This is a genomic window from Streptococcus sp. VT 162 (assembly GCA_000688775.2).
In the GTDB taxonomy this organism is placed as follows: Bacteria; Bacillota; Bacilli; order Lactobacillales; family Streptococcaceae; genus Streptococcus.
The window spans coordinates 503069-518692 of record CP007628.2; the positions used below are offsets into that span (position 1 = coordinate 503069).

A 15624-nucleotide genomic window follows, 5' to 3' on the forward strand; every position below is an offset into this window, starting at 1 on the left:
TATGCTGTATCCAACACCTATTGCCAAGCTGATTGATAGCTATTCAAAGTTACCAGGTATCGGAATCAAAACGGCTACCCGCCTAGCCTTCTATACCATTGGAATGTCTGATGATGATGTCAATGAATTTGCCAAAAACCTTCTATCTGCCAAGCGGGAATTGACCTATTGTTCCATCTGTGGTCGCTTGACGGATGATGATCCCTGCTCTATCTGCACAGATCCGACTCGAGACCAGACAACGATCTTGGTGCTAGAGGATAGTCGTGATGTGGCTGCTATGGAAAATATCCAAGAATACCACGGACTCTATCATGTCTTACATGGTCTTATTTCTCCAATGAATGGTATCAGTCCAGATGATATCAATCTCAAGAGCCTCATGACTCGTCTTATGGACAGTGAAGTTTCAGAGGTTATTGTGGCAACCAATGCGACGGCAGATGGAGAAGCGACATCTATGTATCTCTCTCGTCTCCTCAAGCCAGCTGGCATCAAGGTCACTCGCCTAGCACGAGGACTAGCCGTGGGAGCAGATATCGAGTATGCGGACGAAGTCACACTCTTACGAGCCATTGAAAATCGGACAGAGTTGTAGAAGTCAGTTAAAACGTAGCTCTTTTTGACACATAAGACGAGCCCTAGGAATTTTTCTAGGGCTTTGTTTTTTCTGTTTCTCACCAGAGAAGAACAAACCTTGCTAATAAAACTACTCAAACTATAAGGCATCAGAAAACCGGTCTCCAAAATGACTAGTACCGTCTTTGTCAAACACATTCAGTGAGCGATAGAGTTTATTCTAAGGAGATGAGCGCTTTTGCCCTTAGGATTTGTTTTGAAATCATACTATTTTTGTGTTATGATATGGTCAATATACAATGAATAAGGGGAGTTTGAAGTATGGGTGGAAAGATAAAATCTAGCACGATAGCAGCAGAGGCAGCTATTAATGAATTGGTCGGGTATGACACGAGCAAGAAGCAAAATCAGCAAGTAGAATTTTCATATACTTCTGAAATTGCTGGGATGGAAGCGGGACGTCAGGCCTGCAATCAAATGCTTCAGGCAGTCAGTGATTTCAGCTCGGCTGTTTTGACCCAAGCAAATAAGTTTCCAGAAATTGCTCATAAGATTGAAAAACGCGACGTAGAGCTGGCTAAGAGATGGGAACATTAAAAATGGCAGATAAGAACGAAGAAAAACGCTACAAACTTTGGCGAGAAATTGTCAAGATTGACGATAAAGAAGAAAATCTTCAGACTCTAAAAAGACAATATGAACAGCAGCTAACTCACTTTCACTCAGAAATCCAGAGTATCCACCATCGTATGGCGACTCTATTGGCTATCTCGCCTAGTTCTCGTCAGGTGATAGAGCAAATCGAAAGTGAAAATAGAACCATTCAGCGACAGGTCAACTCCTATGTAGATGAGGAACTGGATGAATTGGGAAAACAAACGAAGAAGGCTCGTCGAACTTTCGATGAAGCCAGAGAAGAACTGATATCGGAAAGGAATCGGCTACCATGGGAGTAAAATACAGCGCACAAGAATCACAAGAATTGATTCAGGCCATGACGAACAACCTCCAAGTCGCAAATGAAGTCACGGACCGCTTATCTAGTGGCTGTGATCACCTGATTTCCTCTTTAGACTCAGGTGAGCTGACAGGAGCAGCCTACACAGCTGGTAAAGGTCTCTTCACAGAGATTATCATCCCCAGCATCAAGAAGTTACAAGCAGCGATAGATGATATCCAACTAGAGTTGACTTCCTACAAAAATGCGGATGCTCAGATCTCAGGATATGGTGATTTGGACCTGGACCAACTCAAGGAACTGAAAAAATTGAGGGAAGAGCAGTTAGCTAAATTGGGGGAAAGCCTTCTCTGAGAAGACCATCCTCTACAATACTAAGTCTCAAATCGAGTCGGGTATTCAGGATTTGGATGACAAGATTGAAAAACTAGAATTTTTTGTCTCAGAGGTTTCCCAGTATTTCAGAACTAGAATTTTTTGTCTCAGAGGTTTCCCAGTATTTCAGCGATAGTCTAGAAGTCCTTAGCTTAGCGATTCAAGGAGCTACGCAACTAAGTAAAATCATTGTCGATAGCGATGGCAACTACTATGTGGACGGTGTAGACATGAGCTGGGTGCAGAAGATGAAGGATGTGAAGATTGTTTCGCATGCCAAAAGAGATTTTCAAGACTCGGAAACTCGTGCCATCAATAAAGCTTCTAGGGATATGATGTTATCAGAAGATGGTGATGCCTACTATCGTGCCGAATTAAAGAAGCGCTTAAAAGGCCACGACAAGTCCGAATGGGATAAAATAATTGACGACTACAATCACACTCTTAAGATTGATGAAACAGGGAATATCATTGAAATTCATTCCTTGGAGCAAGGCTATGTCGTTTTAAAAAATGGGAAATATGATGATGATTATACTCATTTGATTAACAAAAAGCTTGATGAACTAAAAGCCCAAAACTTTGAAGCAAATTCAGTCGAATTTTGGAGTGGAGTAGCTCAAATATTCTCTGGTTTAGGAGTTTACTTTGCGAGTGGCGCTCTCGAAACATTGAGTATCATGGCTAGTCCACCAACAGCAGGGACAAGTATCGTAGCTGGTACGGCAGCATCTGTATCAGGGGTACAATATGGGAATGTACTGATAGCTAGTGGAGCAGTAACTAGCTTATCAGCTATCACAAAGACAGCCTTACAAAATGGCGAAATTCAAGTTGATTATTCTAGCAACTACGATAGCTGGCAGGCAAATAAACCGACGAGTAAGACCATTTCCGGCAGAGGTGGTAAACTAATTGAAGGCAGAGTGGGAAATCGGAAAGTAAAAATTCGAGTGGACTTGGAACCAAATAGTGGTGCAGGAGGTCAAGGTAAGCTTCAAGTTCAATCTGGAAGTGGAAAATCGGGATATGATATTAATAGACACTTAAATATTAATGAAATTACGGGAAAAGATTATATCAGGAATTGGGTAAATAAAACTGGTGATATAAAAAATCAAACGAAAAGTGTCAAAGAGGAAATAATCGAAAGGTTATGGAAGGGTTACCAGGAAATGGTGAATTAAGGAGAAAAGAATTATGAAACTTTATATAAAAGGCGATTTTACTAAAGAAATTCCGTTTGACTATTTAGAACTAGCGAAGAGAATGTGGTTTGAAAATTATCAAGGAGAAGGGGCTTCGTGAAGAATACATCAAAATCCATGGTGAACGTGTTTATGACTACGAGGAAGACGAGTGAGAATATATATCAAAAGTGATTTTAAGCAAAAAATAACCTTTACGACAAGAGAGCTTGTTTGGAAGATGTGGTTTAAGGAACGGAATGACAAGAAAATAAGTTTCTCCAATGTTGGTGATGATGAGATGTTACAGGATGATTTTTACTTTGGTGTTCGGTTACACAAATGGTCTTCAGTTGACGAAAGATGGGATAAGGCTCCTTTTATAATTCCTAGTAATCCTTGGTTGTCTTTGGAATATGAGAGTATAACACTTGAATTTGAAAAAACTTTCATTACAGAGTGGAGAGAACGTGAGTGGAGAGAACGTGGAGATTATCTACGTATCGCAACATCCCATATAGATGTTTTAACCGTAGATAAACGTGCTATGTATATCATGGCAGTCGAGGTAGCTTCTGCTATTGACGGGCAGATCAGTGAGGATGACAAGCAGACCTGGATGGATGTAGAGACATTTAAGGAGTTGCACAAGGATGTTCTTTCACTGACTTATGATGAAGTGGTTGAAATTAGTTTGGAAGAATTAAAGACAATGATACCAGTAAGAGATCCGCTATGGGAAGAAGAAGAACGGCTTCGCGAAGAATATATTAAAATCCATGGTGAACGTGTTTATGACGACTAGGAAGACGAGTGAGACTATATCTTAAAGGCAACTACGAAATTAGTATCTATCAGGCCTGTATGGAATTTCCTTGGAAAATGTGGTTCAAAGAACGCAAAGGTGTGGAAGTTGGTTTTTCTTACGCACGTGATGATGATTTCTATTTTAGCGTTAGTTTGGATAAATTTTCTTCGAATGATGAACGTTGGGGGGTGACTGATTTTAAAATAGGAGATAATCCATGGAACTCATTTAAATATGAGTATCTAATATTGGATTTTGAAGATTCCTATGAAAGCGATGGACGCAAGAAAGGTGATTATTTGCGGATTATTTCCACTCATCTAGATATTTTAACGGTTGACAAGCGTGCGATGTATATTATGGCGATTGAAGTAGCTTCTGCCATTGACGGCCAAATCAGCGAAGACGACAAAGAAACGTTTGAAACCTGTAGAGGAACCTTTGTGGGATGAAGAAGAGCGCCTTCGTGAAGAATATATCAAAATCCATGGCGAACGTGTTTATGACGATGAGGACGACGAGTGAGACTTTATATCAAAGGCGATTATACTAGAAAAGTGTCATTTGGCTACAGAGAACTCGCATGGAAAATGTGGTTTAAAGAAAGAAATGGTAAAAAAATAAGTTTCTCAAATGTCGGGGATGATGAGATGTTGCAAAATGACTTCTATTTATCTTTACGGTTAGATAAGTGGGGAGCAAGTGGCTCTCGTTGGAAAGATGTCAAGGCAAAAGGGGGCAGTGCAATCAATTCCCAAAAATATGAAAACATTGATTTGGATTATGAAGGAAGTTATGAAAGCGACGGTAGAGAAAAGGGTGCTTATCTAAGAATCGCTTCGAATTATCTAGATATATTAACAGTTGATAAGCGAGCTATGTATATTATGGCACTCGAAATTGCGACTGCGATTGATGGAAAAATTAGTGAAGATGATAAGAAAACATGGTTAAAAATCGAGGAGTTCAAGAAAAAGCACAAAGATATCTTATCTCTGACCTTTGACGAAGCAAATGAGATGAGTTTGGAAGAAATTCAGACGATTGACGCTATTGACGAACCCATCTGGGAAGAATTGGATAGGCTTCGTGAAGAATACATGACCTACGACGAAGCAGTCGATATTAGTTTAGAAGAGATAAAGGTTTTGAAAGCCATAGACGAGCCTCTCTGGGAAGAATTGGATAGGAAGCGCGAGGAGTATATCCGAATCCATGGAGAGGTAGAGTTGGACGACGAGGAAGAATGGTGAACGTGTGTATGACGACGAGGAAGACGAGTGAGAATTTACATCAAAGGTGATTACATCAAAGAAATTCCATTTGATTACATGGAACTAGCGAAAAGGATGTGGTTTGATACTAAAGATGGGAAGACAGTAGATATTTCTTATTTTGGGAATACTCGCCCATTTAAAACAGACCCAACTATTCACTTGAAATTGAATAAGTGGATGCATGATAATAGATGGAATAATGTTCAGTTGAAAGAAGGGATTATCAATAAATTTGGGAGTCATGTATATGAAAATCTTGAATTAGATTTTGAAGACAATCCAGCAACAGACTATCGAGAAAAAGGAGACTGTCTACGTTTAGCTTCTACCCACTTTGACCTTCTCACTGTTGATAAACGAGCTATGTATATTATGGCCATTGAAATTGCGACTGCTATTGATGGTCAGATTAGCGAAGATGATAAAGAGAGCTGGTTAAGTGTGGAGGAATTTAAAAACCGGCATGAGGATATCCTTTCGATGAGTTATGAAGAAGCTAATGAGCTGAGTTTGGAAGAAATTTCATTTATGGACCATGTGAGAGACCCAGTCTGGGAAGAAGATGACCGTAGAAATGAAGAATACATCAAAATCCATGGCGAGCCAGTTTATGATGATGAGGAAGGTGAGTGAGAATTTATAATCCCACCTATTTGAAAGAGAGTGTTGATAGAGGAAAGGCGAATGTTAGATAAAGTAAAACAGTTTAAGTGGTTGATTGTATTGTCCTTGTTCCTATTAGCGATTCCTTTATATTTTACTTACAATCATTTCCAACAATCTAGTGCTTTAAAAGAAGCTTTTGAAAAAAATGAAAGAATTGAAGTTCTTCATCGTTTGACATCATCAGAAAAATATGCGTCTGACATCCACAAGGCAGGATATACTATTCCTTCTGACGGAGCTATTCGATTGGATGGAGTTATTTATCCATTAGAAATAGAAGGAGAGTTACATTTGAAAATTAGCCCTCCCAAAAAGGATGCTAAGGATTTTCAGTTATTTTTCATTACACAGATTAATGAAAAACAAACGCATGTAGCTTTCATTTTAGATAAAAATCTGAATTTAATTTATTCCAGCTATTCTCAGCAAAATGGAAACGGGAAAAGAGAGATTGTTTCTGTCTCACAAGCCGAAGAAGATTACTTGTTGAGAAGTGTTCAAAGCGAGATTGATGACTTCATGAAAAAAATGTATCAAACCTTGTATGGTTAGATTGTTTGAGAAAGTAACTTCTTGCTCAACGCAATGCTGTATGAACAAGACTTCTAAGATTACTTAGACAGAGGGGGTGAAAAGAATGTCGGGACTTAAAAAAATACTGATCGTTATTGGTTCTGTAATTGCCTTAGCTACTGGCTTGAATCTTTGGATGGAGGAATTGACTCCATAGAGATAAAAGGAGACATCAATTTGGATATCTCAAATCCGGGACGGAATGGGGTTACTGTTTATTTTAGAATGGAGATAGATGGTAAAATAACTAGCGTACTATATGAATTGGATAAGAACTTTGATATAGTTTCTAGCAGCTACTTTCAATTTAATGAAAAAAATATAAAAGAGAGTGTGAACATCTCTCAATCCGAAGAAGAACGCCTATTAAAGATTGTTCAAAAAGAGCTTGATGGCTTCATGAAAAAGATGTATCAAACCTTGTATGGATAGTTTGCCAGAGAAAGTAACTTCTTGCTCAACACAATGCTGTATGAACAACACTTCTATGATTACTTAGACAGAGGGGGTGAAAAAAATGTCGGGACTTAAAAAAATACTAATCGTGATTGGTTCTGTAATTGCCTTAGCTACTGGCTTGAATCTTTAACTAGAATTTTTTGTCTCAGAGGTTTCCCAGTATTTCAGTGATAGCCTAGAAGTCCTTGGCTTAGCGATTCAAGGAGCTACGCAACTAAGTAAAGTCATTTTCGATAGCGATGGCAACTACTATGCGGACGGTCTGGACATGAGCTGGGTGCAAAAGATGAAGGATGTGAAGATTGAGAGTGCAAAATATGATTCTTCTAAGAAAGCTAAGGATTTGCATAAAGAATACCAGAAAATCTTAGATAAGTTGGAAAATGGAAAAGAACTGAGTGATAAGGAGTTTCAAATTTTAGAATCTTATGTACATCACCATCCTCAAATACAATTTCCTAAAGTTGTAATAGAAAAATTGAAAGCGGAGGCTACCAATAGAGCTAATCCAGAGAAACTTAAGGAAAAAGTTGAGAAAATTAAAAATAGCAATGGAGATTTGAATAAAAAAGCTGAACTAATTGTGAAAACTTATGAAGATTATCTATTTTATAATAATAAAGAAGCTTTTGAAGAATACTGGAGGAAGAGAAAGGAGTTAACAAAAGATAAAGATTGGAAGGATGTTGATAGCAAGATAAGAGATACTATTGAGTATAATCTTAATGTAGAATTAAAAAAATCAGGGATAGATATAAAGGAAGTATCTAATAATCTAGCTGATGATATTTTATCTATTCATGAAGGAGACATGAAACAAAGAAACTATCTAATTAACGAAGGTAGAAAAGTATGGAAAAGTCCTGGAGATGATATAATGATAAATTCAGCAGATTTGACACAGGTTGGTATTGACCTTACTGATTTTGTAAATTTGGTAAATACTGGAAAACCTTTAGACTTAAAGAGTAGAAATTATAATGATGAACTTGAATTTTCACTTTGGTCACGTAAGTGGGAAGGTAACTTAAGAGATGATTATTTAGGGAACTATCTGTTTGGATATGTAGCAAAAGGATATTTAGGAATGGAAGATGAGCAGATCAAAAATTATGCAGGTTTAGCTCAATTGGCCTCAGATAAAGATGTTGTTAAATTTTTCAAAAATAAATCAAATGGGAATTTTGGTGATAATGAAGGAGATGCTTCTGCAATCCAAGATGGTATAGATTCATACAAGGAGAATAATAAGTGATCAACAAGAGAAAACAACTTAATAAATGGAATCTAGGATGTTCAGGAGTAGTAGTTGTTGTAACAATCATATTTATATGTTGTATTTATTTGTACTTCAAAAATGAGAATTATACATTGAAACCAGGTGATTCTATAGTTTTAAAAGTTCCGACATCAAAACAAAAAGAATTCTCCCCCAAATTATATCTATCTAAGATTTCTGGCGGGAAATTAGAATTATCTGGGAAAACCTCATGGTGGCAGAAGGGAGAAGGAAATCTTTTAGGGACTAACTATGATGTTTTGAAGCAAGAAATTAGCGAAATCTACTCATCGTCAAGTAATATCCCAACAAAAATAAAAGAAAACGATACAAATAATAGTATATATTTATCAGAAAAAGGTGTAGTTCTTCAATCTAAAGAATCTTGGGAATTTGAGATTCCAAACGCAAAACAAATAAAAATAACGAATATTTCAGACAGAGACATTAGATTTGAAGCGCAGGTGACAGGTGAATAGAGGAAACTAGAAAAGTAAAATGAAGAAAAAATGATTATTTTTTCACTTTGATAGCTTTATTCTTGTCTTCTTTTCTTTGTAAAACTTAAGTTACCAATTTTACACTCCCCTTTTTTCTTTTAGTTCTATACTTCGTGAGGACTATTCATTTTCAGAGTTTCCTTTTTTAGTGATTACTAGGAATCTATTTGTGTAAATTCCCCATACCTCGTCAATAGTGATGGCAACTACTATGCGGACGGTGTGGACATGAGCTGGGTGCAGAAGATCAAGGATGTGAAGATTGAGAGTGCAAAATATGATCCTTCTAAGAAAGCTAAGGATTTGCATAAAGAATACCAGAAATCTTAGATAAGTTGGAAAATGGAAAAGCACTGGTGATAATGGAAGAGTCGATAATTCGATTGCTATAGGAAATGAGATTGGAGACAATGGAACATTTATAGATTTGGTTAATTCTAATAAACCGCTAGACTTAAAAAACCGAAAATACAGAGAAGATTATCCGTTCTCAATCTGGGGACGCCAGTGGAAACAAGGGATGAAGTCTGATTATTTGGGAAATTATCTCTTTGGCTATGTTGGTAAAGGTTACTTAGAATCGAGTGATGCATATTTGAAAGTTGGGGCAGGAGTGGCTCAGGGATGGTCAGATAAGAATCCTTTGAAATATTTAGAGAACATTATTAATGGAAATTATGGAGATAATCCAGGAGATGCTAAGATGATTCAAGACTGAATTAATGACTATAAGGAGAGTTACAAATGAACTTGAAGAGAAAATCAAATTGGAATTTAGGTTGTAGTTTAACACTTGTTGTAGTTTTGGCGGCCATTTTTTTCTTTAATCTATGGGCACAAAATCTTGGTAAGTATACTCTGCAACCAGGAGAGTCGGCTAACTTTACAGTAAATCCTCGGACACATGATGTAGAATACTACTCAGAATTAATCTTGAAAAAAAATGACACTAATAAGCTTAAATTATCAGGTAAAAAAGTTTGGTTTGAGATGGATAGCGATATTTTTTATGGTGTTGAAGAACAAAAACTTTTTAGAAGAAATCATTCAGAAAATGATGATGAAGAGCTTCCAAACAATCAAAAAGACATTGATTTAGTACAGGATGGAATTGTTGTCAGTTACAAAGGGGAAAAAGTTTTTAATGTGACTAATAACGAGTCCTACACGATCACTATCACCAATGTAGACGACAAACCAGCTTACTTTGAAGCTCAAGTGGTGGATAGGTAACATTTCAGCTCTCAAATGAGGGCTTTTTTAGATACAAGTTTCAAAAAAGAAGCAAATATGATATACTAAAGAACGAGTATTCTATTAGAATTAGGACAAGCAATATGAAACAAACGATTATTCTTTTATACGGTGGACGGAGTGCAGAGCGTGAAGTCTCTGTCCTTTCAGCTGAAAGTGTGATGCGTGCGGTCAACTACGACCGTTTCACAGTCAAGACTTTCTTCATCAGCCAGTCAGGTGACTTTATCAAAACACAGGAATTTAGCCAGACCCCAGGTCAAGAGGATCGTCTCATGACCAATGCGACCATTGACTGGGACAAGAAAATAGCGCCAAGTGCCATCTACGAAGAAGGTGCAGTAGTCTTTCCAGTCCTTCATGGTCCGATGGGAGAAGATGGTTCTGTTCAAGGATTTTTAGAAGTTTTGAAAATGCCTTATGTCGGCTGCAATATCTTGTCATCCAGCCTTGCCATGGATAAAATCACGACCAAGCGTGTTTTAGAATCAGTAGGGATTGCTCAAGTTCCTTATGTGGCCATTGTCGAAGGGGATGATGTGACTGCTAAAATAGCTGAAGTTGAAGAAAAACTGACTTATCCAGTCTTCACGAAGCCGTCAAACATGGGTTCAAGTGTCGGTATTTCTAAGTCTGAAAACCATGAGGAACTCCGCCAAGCTTTGGAACTTGCCTTCCAATATGACAGCCGTGTCTTGGTAGAGCAAGGGGTGAATGCGCGTGAAATCGAGGTTGGTCTCTTGGGCAACTACGATGTGAAGAGCACGCTTCCTGGTGAAGTGGTCAAGGATGTTGCCTTTTATGACTATGATGCCAAATATATCGATAACAAGATTACCATGGACATCCCAGCCAAGATTAGTGATGATGTGGTAGCTGTCATGCGTCGAAATGCTGAAACAGCCTTCCGTGCGATTGGTGGACTTGGTCTGTCTCGTTGTGATTTCTTCTATACAGATAGGGGCGAGATTTTCCTAAATGAGCTTAATACCATGCCAGGTTTTACCCAGTGGTCTATGTATCCACTACTTTGGGACAATATGGGAATCAGCTACCCTGAACTAATCGAGCATTTGGTTGACCTTGCTAAGCAAAGTTTTGACAAGCGCGAAGCGCATTTGCTATAAAAATGAAAGAGAGGGTAGAAGCCAGAACTATCACTGCATGGTGACTAGAGTTCTTGGACTTCAACCCTTTTTAAAGGAGTAGAAATGAAATTAACAATCCATGAAGTTGCCCAAGCTGTTGGAGCTAAAAATGACGTTAGTCTTTTTGCGGATGCTCAGTTAGAAAAGGCTGAGTTTGACAGTCGTTTGATTGGGACAGGTGATTTATTTGTGCCTCTCAAAGGTGCGCGTGATGGTCATGACTTTATCGAAACGGCTTTTGAAAATGGTGCAGTAGTAACCCTCTCTGAGAAAGAGGTTGCAAATCATCCCTACATTCTAGTAGATGATGTTTTGACTGCCTTTCAAACCCTTGCAGCCTACTATCTTGAAAAAACGGCAGTAGATGTCTTTGCTGTTACAGGTTCAAATGGCAAGACAACGACCAAGGATATGTTGGCCCACTTGCTATCAACAACCTACAAAACCTACAAAACGCAAGGCAATTACAATAACGAGATTGGCCTTCCCTACACAGTTCTCCACATGCCTGAAGGGACAGAAAAGTTGGTCTTGGAGATGGGGCAGGATCACTTGGGGGATATCCACCTCTTGTCTGAATTGGCTCATCCTAAGACAGCCATTGTAACCTTGGTTGGAGAAGCCCATTTGGCCTTTTTCAAAGACCGTTCGGAGATTGCTAAAGGGAAAATGCAAATTGCTGATGGTATGGCACCAGGTTCTTTGCTTTTGGCACCAGCTGACCCGATTGTAGAGGACTACTTGCCTACAGATAAAAAAGTAATCCGTTTTGGGCAAGGAGCTGAGTTAGAAGTCACAGACTTGATTGAGCGCAAGGATAGTCTGACCTTTAAGGCGAATTTTTTGGAACAAGCCCTCGATTTGCCAGTGACAGGTAAGTACAATGCCACCAATGCTATGATTGCTGCTTATGTGGCTCTACAAGAAGGAGTTTCAGAGGAGCAAATTCGTCAGGCCTTTCAGAACCTAGAATTGACCCGCAATCGTACTGAGTGGAAGAAGGCAGCCAATGGAGCAGATATTCTGTCTGACGTATACAATGCCAATCCAACTGCTATGAAGTTGATTTTGGAGACATTCTCTGCCATTCCAGCTAATGAAGGGGGCAAGAAAATCGCTGTCTTGGCAGACATGAAGGAACTCGGAGACCAGTCTGTCCAACTCCATAACCAGATGATTTTGAGCCTATCGCCAGATGTGGTGGATACCGTGATTTTCTATGGAGAAGATATTGCGGAATTAAGCCAACTTGCCAGTCAAATGTTCCCAATCGGTCACGTTTTCTACTTCAAAAAAACAGCTGACGAGGACCAATTTGAAGACCTAGTCAAGCAGGTTAAGGAAAGCCTCGGTGCCAATGACCAAATTTTGCTTAAAGGCTCTAACTCCATGAATCTAGCCAAGTTGGTAGAAAGTTTAGAAAATGAATGCAAGTGATTTTGCCAAGTATCTGCAAAGAATGCTAGCCATTACGGATACTGGATTAACCTTTACAAAAGATCCTTTCGACCGAGAGCGCTACGAGGACTTGCGAAGCCTGTTATCTGAAATGTTGAATCAGGGATCAGACCTCGATGCAGAAGAAATGGCAGAAGTCATGAAACCGACTTCCGCTTATGCAACTCCTCTGATGGACGTCCGTGCTTGGATTGTTGAGGATGAAAAAGTATGTTTAGTTAGAGGAAAAGGGGAGGATAGTTGGGCTTTGCCAGGTGGTTTTGGTGAAGTCGGATATTCTCCAACCGAAAATATTCTTAAAGAAATTGAAGAAGAAACCGGTTTTACAGCAAAAGCTGAAAGGTTACTTGCAGTTTTTGACACCAATCGTTTCCAACTACAGAGCAAACAATATGCAAAGTTTGTCTTTGAATGTAAGCTTCTTGATGGACAATTTCAAGAGAATCAAGAAATTGCTGAGCTTCAATTTTTTGCCATTGACCAATTGCCAGTCTTATCTGAAAAACGCATCACCAAGGAGCAAATGGAGATTCTTTGGAAAGTTTATAAAGGACAAAGAGACCAATATGTTGATTAGTTTATGCTAGAGAAGTTGACAAATCAAAAAAGGGTATCTGCAAGGTGCATTTCTGCAATACAAATGATATAATAGGTTGCGAATTTAAGATGCAAGTATTCTATGCATGGCATAGAATCAAGTTTTTTCAAAAAATTTAAAAGCTGGGGGGAGAGAATTTTTTTTACTGCCTCTAGCTAGATGAACGAGGAATAGAATATGAATTTGTGGGATAAATTATTTACCACACAGATATCAGAACCGCCCCAGTTTGAACTCCACTGGTACATTGGTTTGTTATGTTTATTGGCTCTTACTTTCTATGCTTCTTATCGTTTTCGCGACAAAGTTGCTTACCAGCGTTTTATTCAGATTCTTCAGTCTGTTCAACTGATTGTTCTGTATAGCTGGTATTGGGGCAATTTCATGCCTCTGTCAGAAAGTTTGCCCTTCTATCATTGCCGTATCGCCATGTTTGTGATGCTCTTGATTCCAGGGACATCCAAGTACAAACAATACTTTGCCCTTTTAGGAACTTTTGGAGCAACAGCGGCACTGGCTTACCCACTCTTTGATCCCTACCCATTTCCACACGTGACCATTTTGTCCTTCATTATCGGACATGTTGCCCTTTTAGGAAATGCGCTCCTATACTTGTTTAGAAACTATCAACCTTCCCTTCTCGATTTGAAGAATGTGGTGGTGATTACTTTCGCCTTAAATGGCTTGATATGGGTTGTCAATTTAGTTGTAGGTGGGGACTATGGATTTTTGAGTAAACCACCACTTGTTGGAAGTTTCGGCCAGCCCTTAAATTATCTCATTGTTTCGACTGTTATCGTGATAGCAATTCGCTTAACAGGGAAATTAGTAGAAAATTTTTTACAACAAAAATCGGAAGAATTTATTCAAGAGAAGATCTAAAATGATCTTCTCTTTTTTGGATTTTTAAGAAACAAAAAGGAAATTGTGAACGTTAACTTCAAATAATCTCTTAGAAGAAGAATTTTTCTAGAATTTTCTCAAAAAACATGCAGGAATTTTATCAAAAACTAAGCACGATTGGATTTTTTGTGTTATAATATTCTTTGAATAGCTATGCCCAAACATAGTTATTAAATAGAAGTGAGAAACTTGGAAGACAGAGAGGATGCGATGTAATGACTAGAGATGGTTTTTTTACAGGCTTAGATATCGGAACTAGCTCGATTAAAGTGCTAGTAGCTGAGCATAGAGATGGCGAAGTAAATGTAATTGGTGTAAGTAATGCCAAAAGTAAAGGTGTAAAAGACGGAATTATTGTTGATATTGAAGCAGCTGCTTCAGCGATCAAATCCGCAATCACACAGGCAGAAGAGAAAGCTGGTATTTCTATTAAGTCTGTTAACGTTGGCCTTCCAGCAAACCTCTTGCAGGTTGAACCAACACAAGGAATGATTCCTGTAACTTCAGATACCAAAGAAATCACAGATCAAGATGTTGAAAATGTTGTCAAATCAGCTTTGACAAAGAGCATGACTCCTGACCGTGAAGTGATTACCTTTATTCCTGAAGAATTCATCGTGGATGGATTCCAAGGCATCCGTGACCCTCGTGGTATGATGGGTGTCCGCTTGGAAATGCGTGGCCTGCTTTACACAGGTCCTCGTACGATTCTACACAATCTTCGTAAGACGGTTGAGCGTGTAGGTATTCATGTTGATAATGTGATTATTTCACCTTTGGCAATCGTGAACTCCGTTCTCAATGAAGGCGAACGCGAATTTGGTGCGACTGTCATTGACATGGGTGGAGGTCAGACTACTGTAGCGACTATCCGCAACCAAGAATTGCAGTTCACCAACATCTACCAAGAAGGTGGAGATTACGTTACTAAAGACATTTCTAAAGTCTTGAAAACATCTCAAAAAATTGCAGAAAGTTTGAAACTGAACTATGGTGAAGCTTACGTTCCACTTGCAAGTAACGAAACTTTCCAAGTTGAAGTAATTGGTGAAGTAGAACCTGTTGAAGTAACCGAAAGCTACTTGGCAGAAATTATCTCAGCACGCATCAAACATATCTTTGACCAAATCAAACAAGAGTTGGAAAGAAGACACTTGTTAGATTTGCCAGGAGGTATCGTCCTTATCGGTGGAAATGCAATTTTGCCAGGAATTGTTGAATTAGCCCAAGAAGTATTTGGTGTTCGAGTAAAACTTTATGTACCAAATCAAGTTGGAATTCGCAACCCTGCATTTGCACATGTGATTAGCTTGTCTGAGTTTGCTGGTAAATTGACAGAAGTCAATCTTCTTGCACAAAAAGCAGTTAAAGGAGATGAATTCCTTCGTCAAAAACCAATTAACTTTGGCATTCCAAATCAACGTTTGAATCCAGTAGCGCAACCAAGTCCAGCACAAACAGCTCCAGCTGAAACTGTGCAGGAAGCTCCAGTTGCTCCGAAGGAAGAATTCCAAGCAAGTTCTCAAAGTAAACCGAAGCTAACAGAACGTTTCCGTGGTTTGATCGGAAGCATGTTTGATGAATAAAAGAGGATAAGAAATT

15 protein-coding genes and 4 pseudogenes are annotated in these 15624 nt (G+C 38.7%); all 19 read left to right on the plus strand.

Annotated elements, in window-relative coordinates; genetic code table 11:
- Position 1 precedes the first annotated feature (1 nt).
- The 19 genes and pseudogenes from V470_02505 (at position 2) to V470_02605 (ending at position 15608) form a co-directional block, all read left to right on the plus strand.
- Positions 2-598, plus strand: a complete 597-nt coding sequence (locus V470_02505) for a recombinase (GenBank protein AHZ47315.1) — start codon at positions 2-4, stop codon at positions 596-598.
- Between the two features lie 302 nt (positions 599-900).
- Positions 901-1176 carry a type VII secretion protein gene (locus V470_02510; protein ID AHZ47316.1) on the plus strand — a complete coding sequence of 92 codons (276 nt, stop codon included), beginning with the start codon at positions 901-903 and terminating at the stop codon, positions 1174-1176.
- 2 nt (positions 1177-1178) lie between these two features.
- A complete protein-coding gene (locus V470_02515; GenBank protein ID AHZ47317.1) occupies positions 1179-1535 on the plus strand; it encodes a hypothetical protein in 357 nt (118 codons plus the stop codon).
- A pseudogene (locus V470_02520) lies at positions 1526-3099 on the plus strand (virulence protein). Before V470_02515 ends, V470_02520 begins: the two are co-directional and overlap by 10 nt.
- A 172-nt stretch (positions 3100-3271) precedes the next feature.
- On the plus strand, positions 3272-3904 hold the full coding sequence (locus V470_10555) for a hypothetical protein (protein AJZ74444.1): 633 nt from the start codon (positions 3272-3274) through the stop codon (positions 3902-3904).
- 8 nt (positions 3905-3912) lie between these two features.
- Positions 3913-4432, plus strand: a pseudogene (locus V470_10560) (hypothetical protein).
- Positions 4429-5010, plus strand: a pseudogene (locus V470_10565) (hypothetical protein). The pseudogenes V470_10560 and V470_10565 overlap by 4 nt, the downstream one beginning before the upstream one ends.
- 177 nt (positions 5011-5187) lie before the next feature.
- Positions 5188-5817, plus strand: a complete 630-nt coding sequence (locus V470_02545) for a hypothetical protein (protein ID AHZ47320.1) — start codon at positions 5188-5190, stop codon at positions 5815-5817.
- Between the two features lie 51 nt (positions 5818-5868).
- The gene (locus V470_02550; GenBank protein ID AHZ47321.1) at positions 5869-6402 is read left to right on the plus strand and encodes a thiol-disulfide isomerase; all 534 of its coding nucleotides are present in this window, start codon (positions 5869-5871) and stop codon (positions 6400-6402) included.
- Positions 6403-6600: 198 nt separating this feature from the next.
- Positions 6601-6855, plus strand: coding sequence for a hypothetical protein (locus tag V470_10570; GenBank protein ID AJZ74445.1), 255 nt, complete (start codon positions 6601-6603; stop codon positions 6853-6855).
- Between the two features lie 157 nt (positions 6856-7012).
- Positions 7013-7264: pseudogene (locus V470_10575) on the plus strand (hypothetical protein).
- 869 nt (positions 7265-8133) lie between these two features.
- Positions 8134-8640, plus strand: coding sequence for a hypothetical protein (locus tag V470_02565; GenBank protein ID AHZ47323.1), 507 nt, complete (start codon positions 8134-8136; stop codon positions 8638-8640).
- A gap of 541 nt (positions 8641-9181) precedes the next feature.
- Positions 9182-9379 (plus strand): hypothetical protein, encoded by a 198-nt coding sequence (locus V470_02575; GenBank protein AHZ47324.1) that lies wholly within the window; start codon positions 9182-9184, stop codon positions 9377-9379.
- A 26-nt stretch (positions 9380-9405) separates the two neighbouring features.
- Positions 9406-9894, plus strand: a complete 489-nt coding sequence (locus V470_02580; protein ID AHZ47325.1) for a hypothetical protein — start codon at positions 9406-9408, stop codon at positions 9892-9894.
- Positions 9895-9998: 104 nt separating this feature from the next.
- Entirely contained in the window at positions 9999-11042 is a 1044-nt protein-coding gene (locus V470_02585; protein ID AHZ47326.1) for a D-alanine--D-alanine ligase, read from the plus strand.
- Positions 11043-11126: 84 nt separating this feature from the next.
- Positions 11127-12500, plus strand: coding sequence for a UDP-N-acetylmuramoyl-tripeptide--D-alanyl-D-alanine ligase (locus tag V470_02590; GenBank protein ID AHZ47327.1), 1374 nt, complete (start codon positions 11127-11129; stop codon positions 12498-12500).
- The gene (locus V470_02595) at positions 12487-13098 is read left to right on the plus strand and encodes an NUDIX hydrolase (GenBank protein ID AHZ47328.1); all 612 of its coding nucleotides are present in this window, start codon (positions 12487-12489) and stop codon (positions 13096-13098) included. Before V470_02590 ends, V470_02595 begins: the two co-directional genes overlap by 14 nt.
- Positions 13099-13296: 198 nt before the next feature.
- Positions 13297-14001: a membrane protein gene (locus V470_02600; protein AHZ47329.1), complete on the plus strand. Its 705-nt coding sequence runs from the start codon at positions 13297-13299 to the stop codon at positions 13999-14001.
- Between the two features lie 236 nt (positions 14002-14237).
- Entirely contained in the window at positions 14238-15608 is a 1371-nt protein-coding gene (locus V470_02605) for a cell division protein FtsA (protein ID AHZ47330.1), read from the plus strand.
- Positions 15609-15624: the final 16 nt, after the last annotated feature.